The organism is Streptomyces sp. NPDC058045 (genome assembly GCF_042885635.1).
In the GTDB taxonomy this organism is placed as follows: domain Bacteria; phylum Actinomycetota; class Actinomycetes; order Streptomycetales; family Streptomycetaceae; genus Streptomyces.
Genome location: NZ_JBHVRR010000036.1, coordinates 24,376 through 47,688, shown reverse-complemented (window position 1 = coordinate 47,688; position 23,313 = coordinate 24,376). Strand labels below are relative to the sequence as shown.

Annotated in this window: 21 protein-coding genes; 11 read left to right on the top strand and 10 right to left on the bottom strand. The window is 72.4% G+C overall.

Features of this window, described 5'->3' with window-relative positions:
* Positions 1–265: 265 nt before the first annotated feature.
* The gene (locus tag ACFVST_RS21175; RefSeq protein WP_390154127.1) at positions 266–1,513 is read left to right on the top strand and encodes an ROK family transcriptional regulator; all 1,248 of its coding nucleotides are present in this window, start codon (positions 266–268) and stop codon (positions 1,511–1,513) included.
* 63 nt (positions 1,514–1,576) lie between these two features.
* Here ACFVST_RS21175 and ACFVST_RS21170 read toward each other — a convergent pair whose 3' ends face one another.
* Complete coding sequence (locus ACFVST_RS21170; RefSeq protein ID WP_390154124.1) at positions 1,577–2,227, bottom strand: class I SAM-dependent methyltransferase; 651 nt, start codon at positions 2,225–2,227, stop codon at positions 1,577–1,579.
* Between the two features lie 382 nt (positions 2,228–2,609).
* On the opposite strand from ACFVST_RS21170, the gene ACFVST_RS21165 reads away from it, so the two are divergent.
* Both ACFVST_RS21165 and ACFVST_RS21160 read left to right on the top strand, forming a co-directional pair.
* Entirely contained in the window at positions 2,610–3,293 is a 684-nt protein-coding gene (locus ACFVST_RS21165; protein ID WP_390154122.1) for a hypothetical protein, read from the top strand.
* Positions 3,294–3,634: 341 nt separating this feature from the next.
* Positions 3,635–4,411, top strand: a complete 777-nt coding sequence (locus ACFVST_RS21160; protein WP_390154119.1) for an aminotransferase class IV — start codon at positions 3,635–3,637, stop codon at positions 4,409–4,411.
* Between the two features lie 136 nt (positions 4,412–4,547).
* Here ACFVST_RS21160 and ACFVST_RS21155 read toward each other — a convergent pair whose 3' ends face one another.
* From ACFVST_RS21155 to mvk, 5 genes are read right to left on the bottom strand one after another with little or no spacing between them, the layout of a single operon-like run.
* Positions 4,548–5,555 carry a hydroxymethylglutaryl-CoA reductase gene (locus ACFVST_RS21155; RefSeq protein WP_390154116.1) on the bottom strand — a complete coding sequence of 336 codons (1,008 nt, stop codon included), beginning with the start codon at positions 5,553–5,555 and terminating at the stop codon, positions 4,548–4,550.
* 29 nt (positions 5,556–5,584) lie between these two features.
* On the bottom strand, positions 5,585–6,676 hold the full coding sequence (fni, locus tag ACFVST_RS21150) for a type 2 isopentenyl-diphosphate Delta-isomerase (protein WP_390154113.1): 1,092 nt from the start codon (positions 6,674–6,676) through the stop codon (positions 5,585–5,587).
* Positions 6,666–7,790 (bottom strand): phosphomevalonate kinase, encoded by a 1,125-nt coding sequence (locus ACFVST_RS21145; RefSeq protein WP_390154110.1) that lies wholly within the window; start codon positions 7,788–7,790, stop codon positions 6,666–6,668. Before ACFVST_RS21145 ends, fni begins: the two co-directional genes overlap by 11 nt.
* The gene (gene mvaD / locus ACFVST_RS21140) at positions 7,787–8,848 is read right to left on the bottom strand and encodes a diphosphomevalonate decarboxylase (RefSeq protein ID WP_390154107.1); all 1,062 of its coding nucleotides are present in this window, start codon (positions 8,846–8,848) and stop codon (positions 7,787–7,789) included. The genes ACFVST_RS21145 and mvaD overlap by 4 nt, the downstream gene beginning before the upstream one ends.
* Positions 8,838–9,845 carry a mevalonate kinase gene (gene mvk / locus ACFVST_RS21135; RefSeq protein WP_390154104.1) on the bottom strand — a complete coding sequence of 336 codons (1,008 nt, stop codon included), beginning with the start codon at positions 9,843–9,845 and terminating at the stop codon, positions 8,838–8,840. The genes mvaD and mvk overlap by 11 nt, the downstream gene beginning before the upstream one ends.
* Positions 9,846–10,259: 414 nt before the next feature.
* On the opposite strand from mvk, the gene ACFVST_RS21130 reads away from it, so the two are divergent.
* Complete coding sequence (locus ACFVST_RS21130; RefSeq protein ID WP_390154100.1) at positions 10,260–10,607, top strand: VOC family protein; 348 nt, start codon at positions 10,260–10,262, stop codon at positions 10,605–10,607.
* Between the two features lie 74 nt (positions 10,608–10,681).
* Positions 10,682–11,356 (top strand): class I SAM-dependent methyltransferase, encoded by a 675-nt coding sequence (locus ACFVST_RS21125; RefSeq protein WP_390154097.1) that lies wholly within the window; start codon positions 10,682–10,684, stop codon positions 11,354–11,356.
* Positions 11,357–11,370: 14 nt separating this feature from the next.
* On the opposite strand, the gene ACFVST_RS21120 is transcribed toward ACFVST_RS21125, so the two are convergent.
* The 4 genes from ACFVST_RS21120 to ACFVST_RS21105 are packed head-to-tail and all read right to left on the bottom strand — an operon-like array spanning position 11,371 to position 14,580.
* The gene (locus ACFVST_RS21120; RefSeq protein ID WP_390154094.1) at positions 11,371–11,784 is read right to left on the bottom strand and encodes a DUF6917 domain-containing protein; all 414 of its coding nucleotides are present in this window, start codon (positions 11,782–11,784) and stop codon (positions 11,371–11,373) included.
* Positions 11,781–12,920, bottom strand: a complete 1,140-nt coding sequence (locus ACFVST_RS21115) for a DegT/DnrJ/EryC1/StrS family aminotransferase (RefSeq protein ID WP_390154091.1) — start codon at positions 12,918–12,920, stop codon at positions 11,781–11,783. Before ACFVST_RS21115 ends, ACFVST_RS21120 begins: the two co-directional genes overlap by 4 nt.
* Positions 12,917–14,098, bottom strand: coding sequence for a DegT/DnrJ/EryC1/StrS family aminotransferase (locus tag ACFVST_RS21110; RefSeq protein WP_390154089.1), 1,182 nt, complete (start codon positions 14,096–14,098; stop codon positions 12,917–12,919). The genes ACFVST_RS21115 and ACFVST_RS21110 overlap by 4 nt, the downstream gene beginning before the upstream one ends.
* Positions 14,095–14,580 (bottom strand): hypothetical protein, encoded by a 486-nt coding sequence (locus ACFVST_RS21105; RefSeq protein WP_390154087.1) that lies wholly within the window; start codon positions 14,578–14,580, stop codon positions 14,095–14,097. The genes ACFVST_RS21110 and ACFVST_RS21105 overlap by 4 nt, the downstream gene beginning before the upstream one ends.
* 505 nt (positions 14,581–15,085) lie before the next feature.
* Here ACFVST_RS21105 and ACFVST_RS21100 point away from each other — a divergent pair.
* Genes ACFVST_RS21100 through ACFVST_RS21075 form a run of 6 tightly spaced genes read left to right on the top strand, consistent with a single transcriptional unit; the run spans position 15,086 to position 23,202 of the window.
* Positions 15,086–16,060 carry a UbiA family prenyltransferase gene (locus ACFVST_RS21100; protein ID WP_390154084.1) on the top strand — a complete coding sequence of 325 codons (975 nt, stop codon included), beginning with the start codon at positions 15,086–15,088 and terminating at the stop codon, positions 16,058–16,060.
* The gene (locus tag ACFVST_RS21095; protein ID WP_390154081.1) at positions 16,057–17,436 is read left to right on the top strand and encodes an NAD(P)/FAD-dependent oxidoreductase; all 1,380 of its coding nucleotides are present in this window, start codon (positions 16,057–16,059) and stop codon (positions 17,434–17,436) included. Before ACFVST_RS21100 ends, ACFVST_RS21095 begins: the two co-directional genes overlap by 4 nt.
* A 1-nt stretch (position 17,437) precedes the next feature.
* Positions 17,438–19,012, top strand: a complete 1,575-nt coding sequence (locus ACFVST_RS21090) for an AMP-binding protein (RefSeq protein ID WP_390154157.1) — start codon at positions 17,438–17,440, stop codon at positions 19,010–19,012.
* 49 nt (positions 19,013–19,061) lie between these two features.
* Positions 19,062–19,883 carry a class I SAM-dependent methyltransferase gene (locus ACFVST_RS21085; protein WP_390154078.1) on the top strand — a complete coding sequence of 274 codons (822 nt, stop codon included), beginning with the start codon at positions 19,062–19,064 and terminating at the stop codon, positions 19,881–19,883.
* The gene (locus ACFVST_RS21080) at positions 19,880–21,568 is read left to right on the top strand and encodes a CoA transferase (RefSeq protein ID WP_390154075.1); all 1,689 of its coding nucleotides are present in this window, start codon (positions 19,880–19,882) and stop codon (positions 21,566–21,568) included. Before ACFVST_RS21085 ends, ACFVST_RS21080 begins: the two co-directional genes overlap by 4 nt.
* Complete coding sequence (locus ACFVST_RS21075) at positions 21,565–23,202, top strand: class I adenylate-forming enzyme family protein (RefSeq protein WP_390154072.1); 1,638 nt, start codon at positions 21,565–21,567, stop codon at positions 23,200–23,202. The genes ACFVST_RS21080 and ACFVST_RS21075 overlap by 4 nt, the downstream gene beginning before the upstream one ends.
* The last annotated feature ends 111 nt before the right edge of the window (positions 23,203–23,313 follow it).

Below are 23,313 nucleotides of genomic sequence, written 5' to 3'. Positions count from 1 at the left end.
TGAGCCCGCCCGCCTAATGAAACGGACATGACAACATCTCGGCACCCGGCCGAGCGGAACCGGACCGGGCCACGGTCCAACGGCCGCTCGCCCGCCCCATGTTGACGCGGCCGCACGACCAACTGCTGACACAGCCGCAACCAACTAACTAACGGACGATGCATTAATATCGGCGCGCTTCCGACTCACGTCAAGGGCCCGGGAGCGGGCAACATGGCCCCTGCACCCGTGCGGCAGCCCGCCCCGCGTGTAAGGAGGACGCTCCGTGACATCAGCAAGGCCCGCCAGCGGACCGCATGTGCTGCGCCGGATGAACCGCTGCGCGGTACTCGCCGCGGTGAGATCCGCGGCCGCCCCGGTGAGCATCGCGCTGCTGATCGAGACCACCGGACTGTCCCGGCCCGCGGTGACCCGCGCCCTGTCCGACCTGGCCGGCCTCGGGGTCGTCGAACGCCTCGACGCCGGACCGCCACCGGGGAACATCGGGCGCCCCGCCCAACAGGTGCGGTTCCGCGCCGAGTTGGGCTTCGTCGCCGGGCTGGACATCGGCACCCACGGCGTCCATGTGGTGCTGGCCGACCTCCTCGGCCGGAAGATCGCCGAACTCCAGGCCGACGCCGCCCCGTTGGGCACCGACGTCGTCGACACCGCCGCCGACGCGATCCAGCGGTGCGCCGCCTCCGCCGGGCTCGACCCGGGCGGTCTGTGGGCGATCGCGGTCGGGACACCCGGGGTGGTGGACACCGAGACCGGCGAGATCCGCGTCGCGCCCAGCATCCCCGGCTGGGCCGGAGTCCCCGTGGTCGAGACACTGAGCCGGCGGCACGGCTGCCCCGTCCTCATCGACAACGACATGAACTTCGCCGCCCTCGCCGAACAGTCCCACGGCGCCGCCCGCGGCATCGACAACTTCATCTACGTGTACTGGGACGAGCGCGTCGGCGCGGGCATCGTCATCGGCGGCCGGCCCTACCGGGGCGCCTCCTCGGCGGCCGGCGAGCTGGGCTTCATCGACCTCGCCGGCGACCTCGACCGCACCCCCGGCCGGTCCGACGGCGCACCCCCGGACGGCGCCGGCAGCTTCGAACGCCTCGTCGGCGCCAAGGCGGTACGCGATCTGGCGCTGGCCGCCTGCACGGACCGGGGCGCCGGGGAGCTGTACGAGGCGGTGCGCGACACCGCCCTCGACCGGGTCGGACCGATGCTTTTCAGCCGGGCCGACACGGGGGACGCGGTGGCCGCCGCGATCTGCGACCAGGTCGTGGCCCGCTTCTCCGCCGGACTCGCCATCCTCATCATGCTCATCGACCCCGGCGCCGTGATCCTCGGCGGCTCCATGAGCCAGTCCGGCGAACCTCTCCTACGCCGCCTCCGCCACAGCGTCCAGGTCCGCCTCTTCAACCCACCCCGCCTCGTCCTCTCCCCCCTCAGAGAACAAGCAGTAGCCCTCGGCGCCATCGAAGACGCCCTCACCACCGCGGAGAAACACCTGATGCGACTCTGCACGGAGTGACGGGGCCAAGTCCCTTTCTCTCTTGGCCATTTGGGGTCGGTGAGGTCCGTTACGCGAGAGCGGTCACTTGGTCCATGCGTACGCCCTCACCAGGAGGGTGCCTTGGTCTTGCCCTTCTGGGGGAGGGACGATCTCGGCCTTGATGTCCGAGTACCCCGACGAGGTCAGAAGGGCCGACCACTCCTCTGGGGAGTAGTCCCACCTGGTCACCGCCTTCGCCTCCCTCAGCCTGCCCACCGGGTCAGTACCGGCCGTCAGGGGCTTGTGGGAGAAGGCCAGTACGCCGCCAGGGGAAAGCCTCTTACGGACCAGGGGAAGGAGCTGCCCGGGGTCGGTGAACCAGACAGGCCCGAAGATGGACAGCACCACGTCGAACGGGCCTTCCGTGTGTGCCAGGTAGTCGGTCACCTCCGCCGTGTGGAAGGCGAGACCGGGGAGGTGGCCCCAGCGGGCCACGGCCTTCTTGTGCTGGCTGGGTGCGATGTCCACACCGATGCAGTCGGCGCCGAGCGTGGTGAGATGGGCGAGGTTGCATCCCGTACCGCAGCCCAGTTCCAGAACGGTCCGGCCCTGAAGCTCTCCGAGGATCGATTCGTCAGGGCCGTGGTCGGGGTACTGCGTCCAGTTCAACCACGTCTCGGCCCCGGAAGCGTTGGCCTTCCTTCGTGGCGTCCGTCCCCGGGCGTACCGCTCCCAGGCGTCAACGACCTCCATGCAGAACCTTTCCTCATGGCGGCAACTCCCCTGAACCTGAAGGGGAGTTGCCGCGGTCAGTGCGGTGTCACTTCCCGCCGTTGGGACTGTCCGTACACCCGGCGTGGCACTGGGAGCAGTCGGCCGCGTCCTTCATGGTCCACAGCTCCGGGTCGATCTCGAACCCGGAAGCCTTGATCGCCTCGACCGTGTCCCACAGCGCGGGCGGCTCCTGCGTACCCTCTCCGGGCAGGTGCCCTTGTTGCTCTCCATCCGACTGATCTTGGATTGAGACATGTTGCAACGTGCAGCAAGCCGGACCCCTGAGCCACCCCTGGCCCCATGGTGGTCAACTACCGTTGCGGGTAGGGCAGTTACAGGATGCGGGCGACAGGGGGCTGCGATGGCTGCGTCTGGGGTGTGGGGCTGGGCGGTGGCGACCGGCCGGTGGGTGCGGGGGACGCTGATCGAGCCCGGCTCCTGGGCGCCGCGCCGGCCGCGGTTGGCGGGAGCGCTGACGGGGCTCACCGGGGCGGGCGTCCTCATCGGGAGCGGCGTGCTGATCGCCGTCGGGCACCACCTCAACGAACTGGTGCTGGTCGGCCCCGTCCTGCTCGGTGTGGTCGTCCTCCTGTGGCTGCCGCTGATCCTCGGCACGGACTCACCGGGCCATCTGATGGCGCTGCTGCTCCTGGGGATCTTCCTGCTGGTCATGGTCCCGTACGGGTTCCGCAGCGCGGTGCTCGACTGGCGCGGTGAGCATATACGGTCCACGGTCGTCGCGGTGGAGCGCAGCACCTCGTCGCGGACCGGCGGCGACAGCTACACCTGCAAGCTCCGTGACGCACAAGGGCGTTCGTCCACCCTCCAGGCCGACAAGTGCGGCAGCGACTCACGCCCCGGCGACCGCTACGAGATCCTGCGCGACCCCGGCGACCTGGTGGGCGCGCTGAGCTCCGACCCGCCCATCTCCTTCCCGGTACTGCTGGGGTCCACCGGCGGGGCGGCGCTGCTGATGGCCGCGGTCGGCGCCTGGACCATGAGCCAGTCGGCGGGCACAGCCGGAGGAGGGAGAGGCGGGGGATGACACCGGCCGTGCCCACCTTTGAGTCCGGGGGCGCGCGGGGTCATGTCCTCCGGTGGGCGACGCGCGGGAGAGCCGGGTGTTGACGGAGAACTCGGCGGCGGCGACATCCATGTGCTGACCGCTGACCGCTGATCAGCTCCGAGCGCAGGGTGGTGTTCCAGGCCGGGACGACCGCGGTCGGAGCGGGCCGGGTTCGGCATCGAGGAACTCATGGTGATCGCCGAGCGTCGGCACTGCTGAGGCCGGCGCCCACGGGGGTACCGGACATGTGCACGCTTCCGGGGCCGTCCGCCGGGCAGTTGACCGGTCGGGCGGGCCCGGCTGACAGAGGAGTCCTTGCGATGGAACCGGGCGATGCCGCCGCCGAGCCCCACCGGCTCACGGCGCTGGCCATGACCAACTACGGGCATTTCACCACCCTGCGCGCGGAGGGCCGGCGGGTGCGCGGACTCTCGCTCCACCTGGAGCGGCTGCGGCGCGACTGCCGTACCGTCTTCGGCACCGAACTCGACCCGGACGAGGTGCGCGCCCGGATCCGCGACGCCCTGGCCGACGCCCCCGACCCGGTCACCGTACGGGTGACGGTGTCCGATCCGGGGCTGCGGTTGGAGCGGCCCGGTGCCGGGGCGCGGCCGCAGATCCTGGTGACCTGTCGGGCGGCGGCCGGGGAGTTGCCGCCGCTGCGGGTGCGTACCGTGTCGCACTGCCGGGAGGTGCCGGCGGTCAAGCACACCGGGCTGTTCGGCGCGCTGCACCAGCGGCGGCTGGCCCAACTCGCCGGATTCGACGACGCTTTGTTCCTCGACGGGCGGTCCGCGGTGTCCGAGGGCCCGACGTGGAGCATCGGCTTCTTCGACGGCACCGGCGTGGTGTGGCCCGCCGCCGATGTCCTCCCCGGCATCACCACGGCCCTGCTGCGGCGGCACCATGCCGGTGCGCAGCGGACGGCGGAGATCGGCATCGCGCACCTCTCAGGGATGGCGGCGGCCTTCGCCACCAACTCGGCGTTCGGGGTCCGTCCCATCGCCTCCATCGACGAGGTGACCTACGACGTGGAGCATCCCGTCCTGCATGAACTGCGCGAGGAGTACGAGTCGGTCGGACCCGAGCCGGTGTGAGCTCGGGCATGACCGGACGTCAGCCGGCGGCTAGCCCGCAAGTGGGCCCGGGGCAGGCCGAGTTGGGGGTATGCGCACCGCCGTGCGAGGCGGCCCGGTGGGGCCTGCCTCGGTCAGCGGTGCGTCGTCGCGGGGGTCAGTTTCCGCGTTCCATCTGGACGTGGGCGCGCATGAGTTCGCCGGGGTTGGTCTGCGCCGCCAGCAGGGACAGTTCGCCGCAGAGGACGGTGGCGGCGCAGAGGGCGGCGAGCCGGCGGGCGTTGCCGCCGGGTTCGCGCTCGTCCCGGCAGCCGAGCCGGGTCAGATTGGTCTCCACGAAGTCGAGGCCCTTGCCGTTGCCGACGGTGCCGACGATCAGGTTGGGCAGGGTGCAGGAGAAGTAGAGGTCCCCGTCCCGGTCCTCGGCCACGGTCACCCCCTGCGAGCCCTCGACGATGTTGGCCGCGTCCTGGCCGGTCGCCAGATAGAAGCCGAGCAGCATGTTCGCGTAGTGCGCGTTCGCGGAGCGGATGCCGCCGGCCAGGAGCGTACCCAGCATGTTCTTGCGGACATTGAGCTGGGCGATCTTCGCGGCGGTGGTGTGCAGCATGTCCTCGACCACGGCGCGCGGCACCAGCAGTTCGGTGACGACGTTCTTGCCGCGGCCCAGGATGCCGTTGATCGCGGTCGCCTTCTTGTCGGTGCAGTAGTTGCCCGAGATCGACCCGTAGGAGATGCCGGGGATCGTCCGCAGGATGTGCGCCAGCAGGGCGTCGGCGGCGAGGGTGGCCATGTTGTGGCCGGAGGCGTCGCCGGTGCTGAACTCGAAGCGGATGAACAGCAGGTTGGCGGTGATCTCGTGCCGGATCCCGATCAGCCGGGCGAACCGGCTGCAGGTCTGCACGATCTTGTCGAACTCCTCGAAGCCGTCGTCGAGTTGGCGGGCCGCCGCGTGGGCGGTCGCCGCGTCCTCGGCCTCCACCAGGACCGAACGGGTCATCCGCTCGTCCACGATCGTGGCCACGATGCCCTGTTCGGTCTGCCGGGAGATCTTCGCGCCGCGGCCCACGGACGGCCACAGCGGCGACTCGTAGGTGGCGAGCGGGACTTCGGTCTCGGTGGTGGCGGCGTTGCCCGAAACCCTCAGAGGTCCCACCCACCGCATCGGGACCCCTGCGACTGCCTGTGCGTTGTTCAACGTATGCTTCCGATCTTTCGATGGATGGTGTCGGGGGAGCCGGAGCGGGTGGCCAGCCGGCTCGTGTCCACTCCGCGGTCGGCGCAGAACGAGCGCAGCGTGCCGTGGATCAGCACATCGCTCCTCGTCAGCCCGGCCGGGGTCCGGGCCCCCAACGCGGTCATCAGCGCCGCCAGTTGGTCGAGCCAGGTCGTGAGCTGGGCGACCAGCGCCGCCACGCCCTCGTCCACCACGGTCCGCAGAAAGCACCCGGAGGCCCCCGCCGCGGCGGCACCGAGCGCCAGGGAACGGGCGACGTCGAGCGGATGGCGCACACCGCCGGAGGCGAGCAGGGGCAGCCCCGTGCCGCCCGCGTCCAGCAGACAGGCCGGTGCGGACTGCCCCCACCCCTCCAGGAACGCGTAGTCGCCGAGGGCGCGCCGGCCGTTCTCGATACGGGCGAAGTCGGTGCCGCCGCGGCCGCCGACATCGGCCACGGCCACCCCGGACTTCTCCAGCAGGGCGATCGTCTCGCGGCTCAGGCCGAATCCGACTTCCTTCACCACCACCGGAACGTCGACGGCCGCCACGATCTCCTCGATGCGCCGCCCCCAGGAGGAGAACGAGCGGTCGCCCTCCGGCATCACCGTTTCCTGGATGGTGTTGAGGTGGATCTGGAGGGCGTCGGCCCGCACCAGGTCGATGGCCCGCCGCGCGTTGTCGACGGAGGTGGTGGCGTTGATGTTGGCCATGATGAACCCGTCCGGATTCTCCTGGCGCATCACACTGAACGTCCCGGCGGTGTCCGGGTCCTTGAAGTACGGGCTGACCGAGCCCGTCGCGAGGGGCACGCCCGTCGCGCGGGCGGCGATGGCGAGGTCCCGGTTGATGGCTCCGGTCATCTCGCTGCCGCCGGTCATGGCGTTGATATAGAGCGGAACCTGCCATTCGATGCCGGCGAAGCCGGTGGCCAGCGACACATCGCCGCGGTCGACGCCCGCCAGTGCGTGGTGGACGAAGGACACATCGTCGAACTCGTTGTGCCCGCCGTGCCGGTGCTGCTGCTCCACGGCGAGCCGAACGTGATCGTCCTTGCGTTCAGCGCTCAACGCTCATCGTCTCCTCGTCAGCGGGGCGGAGTTCCAGCGGCACCACATCCGCGGCGGCCCACCTCTCCTTCAACTGCGCGGCGGCCGGGCCTGCTTCGGCGTCCAGGAAGGCGATACCGCAGTCCCCGCCGCCGGCCCCGGAGGGCTTGGCGGCACCGCCGGCGGCTTCGGCGGCGTCGCACAGTGCCGTGAGCCGGTCGGTGAAGATGCCGAGCCCGGTGTCCTGGTCCAGTTCGGCCAGCAACTGCCGGGCGTCTCTGATGTGTTGGAGCAGTTCGCGGTGATCCCCCTGCTCGAAGGACTGGACGCAGGCACGCACCAGGGTGGTGGAGCGGGCGGTGAACTCCCGGTATCCGGCGTCGTGTTGCTCGTTGCCCCGGTCGAGGCGCGACACCAGCGATCCGGTGGAGACGGGCTCCCCGGTCCAGCCGATGTGCAGGGCCAGCCCGCGGGGCGGCGGGAGGCGGCGCAGTGCGAAGCCGGGCCACGGGGCGCGCAGCGCCTCCTCGACGCCGTGCCGCCGCGCCAGTTCGAGTACGGCGGCGCGGTCGGGGGCCTGGTAGGCGATCCAGCCGCCCCAGGTGCTGGCGGCGAGATCACCGCAGGAGGACTTGGCGTCGAGCCTCGCCGTCGCGAGCACCGCCAGCCGGAAGCGCGCCTCGGGTGTGAGGTCCAGGCCGCAGTAGCCGGCCAGCGCGGCGATCGCCGCCACCGTCACCGCGCCGCTCGACCCCAGGCCGTACTTCTTGCCCCCGGTGTGCAGGCCGCTGCTGACCGAGAGGTGCAGGGCGGGCGGTGTCAGCCCGCGCTCGGCCAGCAGGGCGTCCACCACCTCGATCGCGGACCGCACATGGGCGAGGCGGCTGCGCGCCCGCTCCTCGTCCGCCGTCTCGTACCCGGTGAGCCCGTCGCGGGTGCGGCGCAGGCGGGCGCCCTCCGGGCAAAGGTCGGAGGTGACGGTGACCGCGCCGGAGTCCATACCGGAGACGGTGACGCCGACCCGCCGGTCGACCGCGACCAGGATGGCCGGGGTGCCCGGTCGCACCACCGCGTACTCACCGGCGATGAACAGCTTGCCCGGCGCGTACCGCACCACCGGCCGACCGTGCGTCACAGGCCGTCCCCGGCCGGCAGACCGTCCCCGGCCCTCAGGCCGGCACCGGGGCCGCGGCGGGCGATGTACGTCCGCGAGGCGCCGGAGCGCAGGGCCCGCGCCACCCGGGGAGCGTCCGCCCCGTCGCAGAGCACCTTGACGTTCGGGCCGGCGTCCATGGTGGCGTAGGCGGCGACCCCCTCCCGCCTGAGCTGGTGCACGGCGTCGAGGACGACGAGGGTGGCCGGGGACATGTACCGCACCGCCGGGCGCGCCCCCAGCATCGTGGCGTGCATCCCCAGCGCGTTCCGCTCCGCGATCTCCCCCACCGCCGCCAGATCGCCCCGCAGCAGCGCGGCCCGCATCTCGGTGAGGTCCGCCCGGCTCGACTCGACCCAGGGCCGGTAGAGCGGCGAGGTGTCCACGGTGCGCCGCATCGCGACCCGGCTGGAGACGGCCTTGGGCCCGGCGTCCACGATCGCGATCACCAGGGCGGCGTCCAGGTCCCCGACCGCGACCGGCTCGGCGTACGAGCTCAAGTCCCCCTCCACGCCCGTGCCTTGGCCGGCGTGCCAGACGGCGAAACCGCCGAAGATCGACCGGGAGGCCGAGCCGGAACCGCGCCGCGCCAGCCGGGAGAGTCCGGTGGCGTCGAGCGGCAGGTCGTAGGCGTCCGCGGCGGCGACGGCCAGCGCGGCGAAGCCACTGGCCGAGGACGCCAGGCCCGCCCCGGTCGGCACGGTGTTGCGGGTGTCCACCACGGCCCGCTCGATCCGCCCGGCCCGGCCGCGCACCAGATCCAGGAAGGCGGCGACGCGCCGGTACGGTTCCTCGGCGGCGGGGGCGCCGTTGAGGGTCACCCGGTCCACCGGAGCCTCGGAATCCAGCCGGACGGTGGTGGTGGTCGAGAAGACGTCCAGGGTCATCGACAGACTGTCCGCCACCGGCAGGATCAGCTCGTCGTCGCGCTTGCCCCAGTACTTGACCAGCGCGATGTTCGGATGGGCGACGGCGGTGGCGCCCCCCGTGGAGGACCGCTCGCCGCTTTCCGGGGCGAGCGGGTACTGGTCAAGACGCATGGCCGGGGAACCTCCCGAGCGGCACGGCCCAAGTCTGCGACGCGCCTGCCGAGTTGAGTTGTCGTGTGATCTGCTGTGCCTGCTCGGGACCGCGGGCCAGGGCGATCATGCATCCGCCCAGGCCGCCACCGGTGATCTTGGCGCCGGGGCTGCCCGCCGCCAGGGCCGTCTCGACCCAGGCGTCGATCCGGCCGGTGCTGAGACCGGCGGTACTCAGCAGCTCGTGGTAGTCCGTGAGCCGCCGCCCGAGGTCGTCCGCCCTGCCGTCCGCGAGATCCCGTACGGCGGCGCGGGTCAGCTCAGTGGCGCGGCCCACGAACCGCTCCTGCGATCCGGGGACGCGCTGGAAGCCGGTGCGCAGCATCTCGACCGCGTCCTTGGTCCGGCCGAAGTCCCCACTGTCCGCGATGAGTACGAGTGCCTCACCGAGGGCGTCCGTCCGCAGTTCCTCGACCTCGCCCGCGGTGAACTTCAGCGGCACCGCGGCACCGGTGGCCACCGCGTCGACACCGCTGGACCTGCCGTGGTTGACGTTCTCGACGGTCTGCACCAGGTCGAACACCGCGTCCCCGTCGAGTTCGCGGCCGAAGAGGTCGGCGAGGGCCAGGATGATCGCCCGCGCGCACGCCGCGCTGGAGCCGAGCCCGCGGCCGGGCGGGACGGCGCAGTCGATGACCACATCCACATGGGACCGCCCGGCGACACCAGCCGTCCGCTTGAACTCGGCGACCAACCGCTGAAGCCCACCGGCCGCCTGCGCCACCAGGGGCCTCGACGCGGATCCGGTCATCGTGAAGGAGGCCTCGCCCCCGTCGGCAGGGGCGTGCGACGACCACCCGGCACTCGCGGTCACGGCCAACTGCGGAACGGGCAGAGCCAGCGCCGGCGCCCCGTAGACGACCGCGTGTTCCCCCAGCAGAATGGCCTTGCCATGGGCGCGCCCTCTACCGACCGAGCGACTGCCGGGCACCCCCTCCGCCGAAGTCGGTAACGTCAACGGGCTCAACTCCCCTTGTCTTTCCCGTATCGAAGACACGGGCAGGGTCCGGCGGAACACCGCATTCATATGGTGTTCCACCGGACCCTGCCGTGTGCTGAATGGAATGCCGCAGCGATACACCCTGGGTCTGAGCTAAACACCGAGGAACCGCGGCGCCGGCACATCCGCGTCACATACTTTCGGACACAGTGAACGTGCCGGAATAGTGACACGCGCGCCACACACACGCCAAGCCCACCAGATTGTGATCCAAATCACTCGACTTCACTCCATCCCCCGGAACCTCCGCTACCGCCTACGCACTCCCAAGTCCCCCCGGACACAACGGAGTTGAGTTTCCGCCAGCTTACTCAATGCCGGGCCTGATAGTGGTAAAAGACCACCGCCCGCCGATTTCATCTGGAGTCCCCTATGACCGTTCGCCGTGTCGTACCCAACATCCGTTCGGAGGCCATGGGCGAAAGCCGTGAGTTCTATGGGCTGTTGGGCTTCGAGGAGGTCATGGACCTCGGCTGGATCACCACCCTCGCCTCCCCCACCACCCCCGCGGCACAGGTCAGTTTGATGTCCGACGACCGGACCGCCCCGGTGGTCCCCGATATGAGCGTCGAGGTGGACGACGTGGACGCCGCCTACGCCGTCATGCGGGAGCGCGGGGCGGAGATCGTCCACCCCTTGCAGGACGAGGAGTGGGGGGTGCGCCGCTTCTTCGTCCGTGACCCCGACGGGCGCGTGGTCAACGTACTGGCGCACCGCTGACGCCCGTTGACGCCCGTGTCGCTACCGGTCACCGTGTCGTTGTGCCGCGTATGACACAGCCGCGTATGACACCTATGGCACCCCCTGACCCGGAAGAGATCGCGCAGGAGTGGCGTGAGCGCGCCACCCGGGCGGGGCTGGCGCGGGTGATGCGCGCCCAGCAGCCGCCGCTGATCGCGGAGGCCGTCACCGCCGAGACCCGGGAGACGGTGGTCCGCCTGCTGAAGCGCGCCGACCAGGAACTGCCGGACGGCCTCGGCTCCGTGGTCGAGGTGGGCTGCGGCATCGGCCGCCTCACCCCGACCCTGGCCGCGGCGGCCGACCGGGTCGCCGCGCTCGACATGACCCCCGGCATGTTGGACGCGGCCCGCTCCACCTGCGCCGGCCTGGACAACGTCACCTTCGAACACGCCCGCGCCCAGGACCTCCAACCGTCCGATTTCCAACGGCTGGTGGGCCGCCCCGCGGATGTCACGGTGTTCGTCTGGGTCCTGATGCACATCCTGGACGACGCCGAACTCGCCGCCCTCTTCCGCACCTTGGCCACCAGCACCCGCCACCTCCTCCTGATCGAGTACGACCACGCCGCCATCCCCGTAGGCCGCTTCTCCAGACTCCGCCCCCTCCCCCACTACCTCGACCTCCTCCCCCACGCCCGCGTCATCGAACACGACGCCCTGTACTACGGCGGCGACCGCTCCTTCGCGGCACTGATCGATGTGGGGGTGACGGAGGGGGCGGCGGCCTGAACCACAGCCCCCGCTCACACCCTGGTCCCCGCCTCGAAGCGGATCTCTGTCTCGGGGGTGAGGGACAAGTCGTGGCCGGTCAGTGGGCGGGGGGCGGTGATGACGATGTTGTAGTGGTTGGGGAAGTGGCAGGCGTCGAAGCCGAGTACGGTGCCGACGGGGCGGCCGGCGGCGAGTACCAGGTCGCCGCGGTCGAGGACGCCGGCGCAGGCCAGTTCCACGAAGCCGAGGAAGCCGACCCGGTCGACGCGGGCGCCGGCGGCCGGGTCGGTGTGGTCGGTGGTGAGCAGTTCGTGCACCTCGCCCCGGCGCACGCAGCGGCTGGCGTACGGCTCCAGTGTCATTCCGCGGGTGTCGAGGCGGTGGACGAGGACCTTGACGAGGGCGCCGTGCACCGGGCGTTTGGCGCCGTCCTCAGCGGGGTTCATACGGCGGGCCGGTGGGTGGCGAAGGCGCATACCGTGTCGGCGATGTGCTCGGTCTCCGCGTCGGTGAGGTGCGGGTTGATGGGGATGGCGAGTTGGCGGCGGCTCGCGGAGAGGGCGTGCGGCCAGGTCCGGCCGGGGGGTGCGAAGCGGGCGAAGGCCGGCTGGTGGGGCAGGGGTTGCGGGTAGTAGACGTGGCTGACGATCCCGGCCGCCGCCAGGTGCGCCTGGAGCGCGTCGCGTTCGTCGGCGAGGAGCGAATACACGTAGTGGCAGCGGCCGTTGCGGCCGGGGGGTGGGGGCACGATGCCGTGGCCGGTGAGCGGGGTGAAGCGTTCGGTGTAGTAGTCCGCGATCCGGGCGCGGCGCTCCAGTCTCGCGGGCAGGCCGGGCAGGCGGTGGAGTTGGAAGGCGGCGAGCAGTTCGTCGAAGCGGCTGTTGCAGCCGACGCGCTGGTGCACGAACCGCTGCCCCTCCTGCCCGTGGTTGCGCAACGCCCTTACCACGCGGGCGAGTTCGGCGTCGTCGGTGACGACCGCGCCGCCCTCTCCGGCCATGCCGAAGGTCTTGACCTGGACGAAGGAGAAGACGCCCGCCTCGCCCCAGGTGCCGGCGGGACGCCCGTCGAGTACGCCGCCCTGGGCGACGGCGGAGTCCTCCACCAGACGCAGCCCGTGCCGTGCGGCGAGTTGCCGCAGCCGCGGCATATCGGCCATCACGGAGAACATATGCGCCGGCATCAGCGCCTTGGTGCGCGGGCCGACGGCCTCCTCCGCGCGGTCCGGGTCGATCACCATGGTCACCGGGTCGATGTCGGCGAAGACGGGGGTGGCGCCGAGGTTGGCGACGGTGTTGCCGAGCGGCGCGCAGCCGTACGCGGGGACGACGACCTCGTCGCCGGGGCCGATGCCCATGGCGGTGAGGATCAGGGTGAGGGCGGAGGTGCCGCTGGAGCAGGCGACGGTGTGGGCCGCGCCGAGGGTCTCGCGCAGGGCCTCCTCGAAGGCGGCGGTGCGCTCGCCGAGGATGAACTTCTGCCCGGGGTCGGTGCCGGTGCGGCGTACCAGGTCGAGCAGGAACGCGCGGTCGTCCTCGAAGAGGTCGGGGGCGAAGAAGGGGATGGTCTCCTGCCGGGTCATGCGGCCCTCCCGGAGTGGTAGCGGCGGACGAGGGTGCACACGGTGTCGATGTCGGCGGTGGTCAGGTCGGGGTGCAGCGGTAGTGCGAGGGTGCGTTCGCAGGCGGCTTCGGCGTGCGGGAACTGCCCCTGTTTGTAACCGAGTTGGGCGAAGCAGGGCTGGAGGTGGAGGGGGGTGGGGTAGTAGGTCTCGGTGCCGATGCCATGGTCGGCGAGGTGGGTGGCGAGCCCGTCCCGCCGCTCGGACTCGACCAGGTAGACGTAGAACACCGGGTCGGTGGGTACGTCGCGCCGGGCGAGGGTGGGGAGGCGGAGCAGGCCGGGGATGTCGCGGAGGCGTTCGGTGTAGGCGTCGGCGAGTGCGCGTCGGCGGCGTACCGCGGTGGCGAGGTGGGGGAGTTTGGCGAGCAGGACGGCGGCCTGGAGGTCGTCCATCTTGCTGTTGACGCCGTTGAGTTCGGTGGCGTTGGAGATGCCGGGGAAGTGGCCGAGGGTGTGGCCGGCGCGGCCGTGGTGCCGCAACGCGGCTGCGGTGGCGGCGAGTTGGGGGTCGTCGGTGAGGATGGCCCCGGCGTCGCCGATGGCGCCGAGGGTCTTGGTGGGGAAGAACGACAGCACTCCGCCCGCGCCCAGCAGACCGGCGTGCACCCCGTCCCAGCGCATCCCGATCGCTTCGGCGCTGTCCTCGACCAGGGTCAGCCGGTGCCGTTCCGCGACCCGTGCCAGTGCGCTCATGTCGGCGAGCTGGCAGAACAGGTGCACCGGCATCAGCATGGTGGTACGCCCGGTGACGGCGTCGGCCGCGGCCCGCGGGTCGAGTGCGTAGGTCACGGGGTCGATGTCCGCGAAGACGGGGCGGCCACCTGCCAGCATCACGGACGACGCGGTGGCGATGAAGCTGAAGGCGGGGACGACGACCTCGTCACCGGGCCGCAGTCCGGCCGCGCGCAGCAGCAGTACCAGGGCGTCGGTGCCGCTGTTGACGGCGACGCAGTGCCGGGCCCCGGTCCATTCGGCCAGCGCGGTCTCCAGTCGGCCGACCTGCCGACCGTGGGAGAACTTGCCGTCGTCGAGCACCTCACCGATCCGGGTGCGGATCTCGGGCCAGATCTCCTCGAACGAGGCGGCCTGGGTGAAGAACGGCACGGGGTGCGCCGGGAGTTGGGGGGCGGTGGTCATCCTGGGGTGTCTTCCTTACGGGGAGGTCGTGAGTCGTGCTGGGGCTCGGTCGCGGTGTCCGGCGCCGGGCCGCCCGCCGCGAGGAATGCGATCACCGCGCATCCGACGGGCATCGCGAGCGACACCACCTGGGCGCCCTCCTCCACGCCGAACGGCCGGCCCAAGTGGGCGCTGTGGAAGGCGAGATGGGGGACGCAGAGGGTGAGTGCGGCGACGGCGGCGGCCCGTAGGAGGTGTGGTCCGGCGGTGCACGCGGCCCAGGCGAGCACCACGGAGAGGGCGAGCACGGCGGCACCGAAATCGCGTACCAGGTGCTCGTTGTAGGGCGGGAAGCCGGCGACCCAGGGGTGGCCGGGGAGGGGGTAGGAGTCGTAGAAGTGGCGCGGCCGGAGCAGCGCCCAGGCGCCCGGGAGGCCTTCGCCGAGGGCCAGCAGCGCCAGGCACCCGCGGGCCCACCGACGGCGGGCGCCGGTCGGAGACATCCCACTCCCTTTTTGTGTCGGCGGCTCGGTGTCCGCGGCGGGGAATCCCGGAAATCGATGCCGCGGCAAGGCGATTACGTATTCGCCGGCGCCGTGGACCGGACGCGGCTGTGGTGTGACAGGGCGCCGGCGCCGGTGAATTCGGCGCCGTATTCGCCGGGACCTGCGGGCGAATCGTACGACGTGGAACAACCCGGGTGGCGCACGACACGGGAACGTCCACACGGAGGCCGTGACGGGCTCTGGACCTGCGTATTCGTCCATCGGGGCGAACCGCGGGGGCGCGCACGCCCGGCGAGCGCCCTCGGACCGTAGAGTCCCCGGGGCGACAGGGGATCACCGATACGGATCAGCCGATATAAGTCAGCCGGTCAACCGATATAAATCATCGGAGTAATGTGATTCGCATTTCATTTGCCTCATCCGTCTTATTTGCCCCACTCGTTGATGTCTACGCGACGGAAAGCCGTTCCCGAAACCACTCCGCAGGAAAGGAACGGGGCCTGTGACGACCCGTACCGAGGCCCGCGTCTTCACACCCGGCGACCCGGTGGTGGAGAGCAAGGCGCGCAGCTACGCCCGGCTGGGCAAGCTCGACGTCTACGACTACTACCCGGCGATCGCCGTGGGCCTCTCGGCGGCGCTGCCGATGGCGAGCGGCACGGTGTCCGGGGCGCTGGCGGCCGCGGCCCTGTTCCTGCTCGGCTCGGTCTTCGTGATCATGTCGATGGTGGCCCTGGACGATGTGACCGGCTACCGCGACGGCAGCGACATCGCCAACTACGGCCCGGACGACCCGCTGCGCAACAAGCGTCGCAAACCTCTGGTCGCCGGGACCCTCACGGTCCGCGAGGCGCTCGGCTTCGCCTGGATCACCGCGGGCGTCGGCGCCGTGCTGTGGGCCGCCGCCGTGGGCGCCGCCCCGTACCGGCCGGTCTGGACGGTGGTGCTGATCGCGGTGCTGTTCGTGGTGTCGCTCCAGTACTCCTACGGCCTGAAGATCAGCTATCACGGCTTCCAGGAGGCGTTCATCTGCGTGCTCGGGGTGGCGATGGTGCTGGCGCCGTACGGTCTGGCCACCGGCCGGTTCTCCGGATTCCTGCTGGTGCAGGGGGTGTTGTTCGGTTTCGGGCCGCTGATGTTCGGGGTGTACTCCAACACCAACGACATTCCCGGGGACCGTGCCGTGGGGCGCCCCACCGCGGCCTGCCTGCTCTCGCCCCGGGGCAACGCGGTCTTCGTCGGGGCACTGTCCGCCGCCGAGTTCCTGCTCGGGGCGACGGCCTCCGCGACGGGGCTCGCGCCCTGGTGGTTCGTGCTGCTGATGCTGCCGGTGACCGTGCTCCGCGCCCGTCAGTATCTGGTCGGGTTCCGCGGCGACGGCGACATCATGCGGGCCCGCAGACTGGGCTTCCGGGTGCACCGGGTCGGCTTCGTCCTGCTGATCGCGGCCAACCTCCTTGCGGGGGTGGCGAGTTGAGCCCCGATCTGGATGTGGCCGTGGTCGGCGCCGGGGTCGCCGGGCTGACCACCGCGCATGAACTGCGGCGCGCCGGGCTCACGGTGCGCGTCTTCGAGGAGCAGCCCCATGTCGGCGGCCGGATGCACACCTTCCGGCACCAGGGCTATGTGATCGACGAGGGCGCCGAGCAGATCCCCGAACGCGGCTACCGCGCCACCTGGGAGTTGCTGGCCCGGCTCGGGGTGACCGGTCGCGAGGTGCCGCGGATCGGGAAGGCGATCGGTGTGTGGCGGGACGGCCGCGCCCACCCCGGGGTCGCCGACCCGGCCGCGCTGGTGTCCGGCGCCGGGCTGTCCCCGCGGGCCCGGCTCGACCTGGGCCGCTTCCTCGCCTGGACGGCGCTGCGCCGCCGGGAGTTCGACGGCGACCACCCCGAGCGCACCCCCGCCGGTGCGCGTACCGTCGCCGCCTTCGCCCGCCGCTACCACCGGGACCTGCACGACTATCTGCTGCAACCGGTCGCCGGGTGCTTCTTCGGCTGGGACACGGCACGTTCCACCGCGGGCCCGCTGATCAGCCTGATGCGGTCGGCGGGACCGGTGTCGGGCTGGCGCACCTACCACGACGGTATGGACCTGCTGGCCCGCCGGCTGGCCGAGGGACTCGACGTCGAAACCGGCTCCCCGGTGCACCAACTCGTGGGCGACGGACGGGCGGTGAAACTGCACGGCCCGTCGGGCACCGTCACCGCACGCGCCGCGGTGCTGTGCGTACCGGCGCCGGTGGCCGCCCGGCTGCACCCGGGGGCGCCGGAGGACGAGCGGGCCTTCCTCACCGCCTGCACCTTCACCCCCACCCTCAAGGTCAGTTGCCTGCTGGACCGGCCCCTCGCCCCCGCCTCCCCCCGCCCTCTGTACGCGCTGCTCACCCCGGACGCCGAGGACGAGTTGCTCTCCGGGATCCTGATCGACCACGCCAAACACCCCGGCCGGGCGCCCGCTGGGAAGGGCCTGCTGACGTTGATGGCCGACCCGCGCCGTATCCCGGAACTGCGCGGCGCCGACCCGCGGGAGACCGCCGGCCGCCTCGTGGAGGCCGCCGCCCGCTATGTCCCCGGCCTGCCCGGCGCGGTCCGCGAACACTTCATGCACGGCTTCACCCACGGCCTGCCCGAGGCCACCCCCCGCGCCCTGGCCCTCCGCCCCCGCTTCACCGCTCGCGCCCCGGGCCCCGTGGAGTACGCGGGCGACTGGCTGACCCTGCGCCCGGCCAGCGAGGGCGCCGTACGCTCCGCCGCCCTCGCCGCCTCCCGCGTACTGAGCCGCCTCGGCAGATCCCCCAGCGCCACCCTCACCTCCCCCGCACCGAGGAGCGACACCCTTGAAACCGCATGACATGGGCGTCCTGCTGGACGAGTGCGCCGACCGCGGCACCGGCACCACCGTCCACCTGGACCGCCCCTTCGACCTCGCCCCCGACAGCGGCACCCACTGGACCGTTCCCCAACTCGCCGAGCTGGTAAGGGAGTCGGCGGGACGGCTGGCCGCCGCCGGGGTACGCGCCGGGGACCGGGTCGCCATCGTCAAGGAGAACCACTGGGACTACGACCTGCTGGCCTGCGCCGCGGTGCGCCTGGGCGCGGTGCCCGCGCAGCTCTCCGCACACCTGTCCCGGGACGCCCTCGCCACCCTGCTGGCCCGGCTGTCCCCGGCGCTCCTCGTCACCACGGCGGGCGTACTGGAGCGGGCCCGGCGCCAGGACACCGACCCGGCCACCGCCGCGACCACCCTCGTCCTGGACGCGGACGGGGTGCCCGGCACCCTCGGCCCGGCCGACGTACGGGGCCACCGGGCGCCCGCACCGGTGCGCCGCGACGACGACGCGCCGCTGGTCATCAACCACACCTCCGGCACCACCGGTGTGCCCAAGCTGGTCGCGCACTCCACCCGCACCATCATCGGCAAGCTGGCCCGCTTCGAAACGGTGCGCTACCCGCGGATCGGGGTGCGCCGCACCGACACCCTGCTCAACGCCAACTCCTTTGCGCACGGCCGGACTTTCTGCTGGACCGCGAGCACTCTGTGCCTGGCGCCCGCCCATATCGTCATCGCCACCACCCGCGACCCGGACCGCGCGGACCCCCTGCTCCGCGCCCACCCACCCACCGTCGTCGAGGCCCTGCCCACCACCTATGTCCGCTTCCGCCCACTGACCGAACGGCTCGACAACGCCTTCCGCGACGTGCGCCTCTTCGTCAGCACCTACGACGCGATGCACCCGCCCACCATCCGCGCCTACCTCGCCGCCAGCCGGCGCCGCGGCCCGCTGTGGATGCAGGGCTGGGGCCAGTCCGAGACCGGGCCGCTGACGTTCCGCTTCCACACCCGCGGCGCCGACGGCGGCCTCGGCGGGCCCGGGGTGCGGAATCTGGGCCGCCCCATCCCCGTCAAGACCCGGCTGCGAGTGGTCGATCCCGGGACGCTGCGTCCGGTGCCGCGCGGACGGCCCGGGCTGGTCCTGGCGCGGACCGGGGCCCGCGCCCTCACCTACCTCGGCGAGGAGACCCGGTGGGCCGCCAAACAGGTCGGTGACTGGTGGAACACCGGCGACATCGGCGTCCACCGCCGCGACGGCAGCGTCGAACTGCTCGACCGGGAGGTCGACCACACTCCCGGACTGAGCTGCCTCAGCACCGAGGACCTGCTGGAGGAACGGCTGCCGCGGGCCCTGGAGTGCATCGTCCTCACCGGCACCGGCGGCCCCCCGCTGCCCGTGGTGGTCACCCCCGACGGGCACCTCGGCGAGCAGGAGTGGCGATCCGCGGCACGCCAACTCCCGCCGCTGGCCGCCCCGTTGGCGCTCACCTGGGACGAGGTGCCGCGCACCGACACCGGCAAGGTGCGCCGCGCCGCACTGCTGCACCAGCTCACCGGCACCACCTCCACCAGCGGCTGCGGCCGCTGGACCTGAACCGCGTCCTTTAAATCCCCGGCCATACCTGCTCAGGAAGGGAATCGCCATGCCCGCCCGCCTGGCCGAAGACCCCGGCTATGTCTTCGACAACGACAGCCTGCACAGCTCGGAACAGCACCGCTGCCTCTCCGCCGCCTACGACGAGGCGACCTGCGCCCGGCTCGCGGAGACCGGTGTCACCCGCGGCTGGCGCTGCCTGGAGATCGGCTCCGGCGGCGGCAGCGTCGCGGCCTGGCTCGCCGACCGGGTCGCCCCCGGCGGCGAGGTCATCGCCACCGACGTCAAACCGCACCACATCCCCGAGCGCCCCGGACTGACCGCGCTCCGCCACGACATCGCCCAAGACCCCCTGCCCGAGGCCGAGTTCGACCTGATCACCGCCCGCCTCGTCCTCCAGCACATCCCGGAACGCCGCACCGTCCTCGACAAACTGGTACGCGCCCTGAAGCCGGGCGGCCGGCTCCAGATCGAGGAGTTCGACACCTCGTACGAGCCGCCGCTGCTCACCCCCGACGAGGAGTCCGCCGAGCTGTACCGGACGTTTCTGGCCGCCAAGTGCGCCGTGCTGCGGGACGGTGGCGGGGACCCGGAGTGGGGGCGGAAGGTGCCGGCCGCGATGCGGGCCGCGGGCCTGGTCGACATCGACCCGAGGCCCCGTATCGAGCTGCGCACCGCCGGCTCGCCCGGGCTTCGGCTGCAACTCCACCACACCCGGCATCTGCACCGGCGGCTGCTCGACGCCGGGATGACCGAGGCCCAACTCCGGTGCGTACAAGGCCTGATGGCGGATCCGTCGTTCCTCGCCGCGTCCAGCGTCATGTACTCGGTGCACGGCACGCGGCCACCAACGGAAGAGACCTCCCGATGACGCTGGCCCCGGCCGCCGGGACGACCACGGCCGACCGGGTCGCCACCCGCCTCCTCGGCCTGCTCGACGACCCCGGCACCGGCGAGGTCGCCCACACCGTCGACTGGGCGGGGCCGCTGCCGCTGCCGCTGGACGGGGAGCGGGACGTGCAGGCGGCCTGCGGTCTGATGCATGTCCACGGCCTGGCCGCGGGCCGCCCCGCGCCGCTCGCCGTCGACTTCGCGGGCACCGCCGCCGGAGTCCTCGCCGCCCAGGGGGTGACCGCGGCCCTCGTCGCCCGCGCCCGCGGCGGCCACCCCACCACCGTACGCACCTCGGTGGCCCAGGCCGCGCTGCTCGCCCTCGCCCAGTACCTCGCCGCCGCGACCAGCCCGGAACCCGGAACCCAACTCGCCCCTGGCAGACCGGAGTTCGTCTCCGCCGACGGGGTGCGGGTCGAACTCGAAGCCCTGTACGCCGAGCAGTGGCTCCACTTCTGGCAGCACCTGGACGCACCCCTCGCGGCCGTACGGCACGGCTGGCGGCCCTTCCAGGAACGCTTCGGCACCGCCGTCTGCCCCCTGGACCCCGCCCTCGCGGCAGCCGTACACGCCGTCCCCCTCACCGCACTCCGCACCGCCGCCGAACACTCCGGAGCCGCCCTGCTGCCGGTACGCGAGGACCCGGCCGCGCCCGAACAGGTACCGCCCTGGACCCTCACCGCGCTGCCGGGCCCCGCACGCCCCGCCCCCGCCGAAGGCGGTCCGCTGCCCCGACTCCCCCTGGCCGGGCTGTCGGTGGTGGAATCCACCCGCCGCGTCCAGGGACCGCTGGCCGGGCATGTGCTGCGGTTGCTGGGTGCGCGGGTGCTGCGGATCGAACCGCCCGGCGGCGACCCGATGCGCGGCATCCCGCCCACCGCGGCGGGCTGCTCGGCCCGCTTCAGCGCCCTCAACTCCGGCAAGGACACCACCGAGATCGACTTCACCACCACCGCGGGCCGCGACGCGGTACGCCAACTGGCCCGCGGCACCGATGTGTTCCTGCACAACTGGGCCCCCGGCAAGGCCGCCCGCCTCGGCCTCGACGCCGAGGACCTGCACCGCGTACAGCCGGGGCTGGTGTACGGGTGGGCGTCCGGCTGGGGTGGGGCGCTGGGGCCGCGGCCGCCGGTCGGCACCGACTACCTCGTCCAGGCGCACACCGGTCTCGCCGCCGCGCTCCGCCCCGGGGACGAGCCGCCCGCGCCCTCCCTGCTGACCGTCACCGATGTCCTCGGCGGACTGCTCAGCGCACAGGCCGTCCTGGCGGCGCTGCTGGCCCGGTTCCGCACCGGCCGCGGGCAGCGCGCCGACTCCTCGCTGTACTCGGCCGCCGCACTCGTCCCCCGTAGCCCGCGACGCGCCCAACACGGGCCGCTGGAACGGCCGTTGGCCTGCCTGGACGGATATCTGTGGCCCGGGACGGAGGCCCGCGCCCAACCGCAGCGCACCGCCCGCGCCCTCGGCGCCACCGACCCGGCCGCGCTCCCCGCCACGGTCCGCCACCGCCCCACCGCCGAGGTGCACACCGTGCTCACGGCGAGCGGCCTGCCGGCGACACCCGTGTGCACCGACCTCGCCGCCCTCGCCCGCGACCCGCGCTTCGCGCCCGCCGTCGGCATCGGCGCCCACGCCTTCGTCCACCCCCCGTGGGAGTTCACATGACACACGGCTGGACCTCGGCCAACGGTATCGAGATCCGGGACCTGGTGCCCGCCGCACTCCGCCGCACCTGGGCCGCCCAGGGCCACTGCCCCGACCGCGACCTCCACACCCTCTTCGCCGCCCACGTCCACGCCCACCCCACCCGCACCGCCGTCACCGACCCCTACGGCAGCCTCGACTATGCCCAACTCGCGTCCCGGGTACGGCACATCGCCGCCCACCTCGCCCAACGCGGCCTGGGCGAACGGGACATCATCGCGGTACGGGTGCCCAACGGGCGGCGGGCGGTGGCCGCGGAGCTGGCGGTGGCCGCGGTCGGCGCCGTCGCCCTGCCCTACCCGCCGGGCCACGGCAGCCGCGGCCCGACAAGCCTCCTCGCCCGCTCCCGGGCCCGCGCCGTCATCACCGACCGGGACACCGAAGACGCCCTCCCCGCCGACGCCCAACTCCCCTACCTGGAAGCCGTGTTCACCTGGGGCGAGCCGACCCGCCCGGCGGGCGTCGACCTGGAGACCCCGGCCCGGACACCGTTCACGCCGAGGCCCGTGGACCCGGAGGCGCCTGCCCGCATCCTGGTGTCCTCCGGTTCCGAAGCCGAACCCAAGATGGTGGCCTACTCGCACAACGCGATGGGCGGCGGCCGCGCCAACTACGTCCGCGCCCTGTCCCCCGACGCCCCCAGCCCCCCGCGCAACCTCGTCCTGGTGCCCCTGGCCTCCTCCTTCGGCTCGCTCGGCACCTCCGTCACGGTGGCCGCGCTCGGCGGCACCCTGCTGGTGCAGGACACCTTCGACCCGCGGCAGGCCCTGCGGATGCTCACCACCCACCGGCCCACCCATGTCTTCGGCGTACCGACGATGCTGCGGCGGCTCGCGGAACTGCCCCCGGCGCCCGGCGAGGACCTCGGGGCGCTGCGGGCGGTGGTCTCCAGCGGCGCCGCCCTGCCCCCGGCCACCGCCGCCGCCTGCGCCCGCCGCTTCGGCCGCCCGGTGATCACCGTCTACGGCTCCTCCGACGGCGTCAACTGCCATACGGCGGGCACCGGTTCGGCCCCGGACGCCGGAACGGGCCTGCCCGACCCGGCAGTTGCCGAGATCCGCATCACCGAAGGCACCGGCGAGATCTGCGCCCGCGGCCCCATGACCCCGCTGAGCTATGTGGCCGCCCCCGAGTTGGACGCCCGCTACCGCACCCCGGACGGCTGGGTCCGCACCGGTGACCGCGGCCGCCTCGACACCCACGGCAGGCTCCACGTAGTGGGCCGCATCAAGCAGATCGTGGTGCGCGGCGGCTACAACATCAGCCCCGCCGAAGTGGAACAGGCCCTCGGCACCCACCCGTCCGTCGCCGAGGTCGCCTGCGTGGGAGTGCCCGACGAGGAGTTCGGTGAGCGGCTGTGCGCCTGCGTCCGCGAGGTGCCCGGCGCGGCACCCCTCGACCTGGCCGCGGTCACCCGCTTCCTGGAGGCCGACTGCCGGCTGGAGCGCCGCAAACTGCCCGAACTGCTGCTGCGGGTCGAGCAGATGCCGCTGGGCCCCACCGGCAAGATCTGCCGCGGCACCCTCGCCCGCCGCGCTCTGCCGATCGAGTGGCGATCGGTGGGCCACACGGAGTGTCCACGGCAGGTGCTGTGACATCCGGGGCCCGGATCGGACAGATATGAGGAGAACGACCGTTTGCGTCTCGCTGAGCTGTGCGACCCACCGGTCCCCGGCCAGACAGGCATCAACGCGCCACACGTCACC

Coding starts and splice junctions, on each gene's coding strand:
- ACFVST_RS21170 (WP_390154124.1), bottom strand. CDS start 2,227: ATGGAGGTCGTTGACGCCTGGGAGCGGTACGCCCGGGGACGGACGCCA.
- ACFVST_RS21165 (WP_390154122.1), top strand. CDS start 2,610: ATGGCTGCGTCTGGGGTGTGGGGCTGGGCGGTGGCGACCGGCCGGTGG.
- ACFVST_RS21160 (WP_390154119.1), top strand. CDS start 3,635: ATGGAACCGGGCGATGCCGCCGCCGAGCCCCACCGGCTCACGGCGCTG.
- ACFVST_RS21155 (WP_390154116.1), bottom strand. CDS start 5,555: ATGCGGTGGGTGGGACCTCTGAGGGTTTCGGGCAACGCCGCCACCACC.
- mvaD (WP_390154107.1), bottom strand. CDS start 8,848: ATGCGTCTTGACCAGTACCCGCTCGCCCCGGAAAGCGGCGAGCGGTCC.
- ACFVST_RS21130 (WP_390154100.1), top strand. CDS start 10,260: ATGACCGTTCGCCGTGTCGTACCCAACATCCGTTCGGAGGCCATGGGC.
- ACFVST_RS21125 (WP_390154097.1), top strand. CDS start 10,682: ATGGCACCCCCTGACCCGGAAGAGATCGCGCAGGAGTGGCGTGAGCGC.
- ACFVST_RS21120 (WP_390154094.1), bottom strand. CDS start 11,784: ATGAACCCCGCTGAGGACGGCGCCAAACGCCCGGTGCACGGCGCCCTC.
- ACFVST_RS21115 (WP_390154091.1), bottom strand. CDS start 12,920: ATGACCCGGCAGGAGACCATCCCCTTCTTCGCCCCCGACCTCTTCGAG.
- ACFVST_RS21110 (WP_390154089.1), bottom strand. CDS start 14,098: ATGACCACCGCCCCCCAACTCCCGGCGCACCCCGTGCCGTTCTTCACC.
- ACFVST_RS21105 (WP_390154087.1), bottom strand. CDS start 14,580: ATGTCTCCGACCGGCGCCCGCCGTCGGTGGGCCCGCGGGTGCCTGGCG.
- ACFVST_RS21090 (WP_390154157.1), top strand. CDS start 17,438: ATGGGCGTCCTGCTGGACGAGTGCGCCGACCGCGGCACCGGCACCACC.
- ACFVST_RS21085 (WP_390154078.1), top strand. CDS start 19,062: ATGCCCGCCCGCCTGGCCGAAGACCCCGGCTATGTCTTCGACAACGAC.
- ACFVST_RS21080 (WP_390154075.1), top strand. CDS start 19,880: ATGACGCTGGCCCCGGCCGCCGGGACGACCACGGCCGACCGGGTCGCC.
- ACFVST_RS21075 (WP_390154072.1), top strand. CDS start 21,565: ATGACACACGGCTGGACCTCGGCCAACGGTATCGAGATCCGGGACCTG.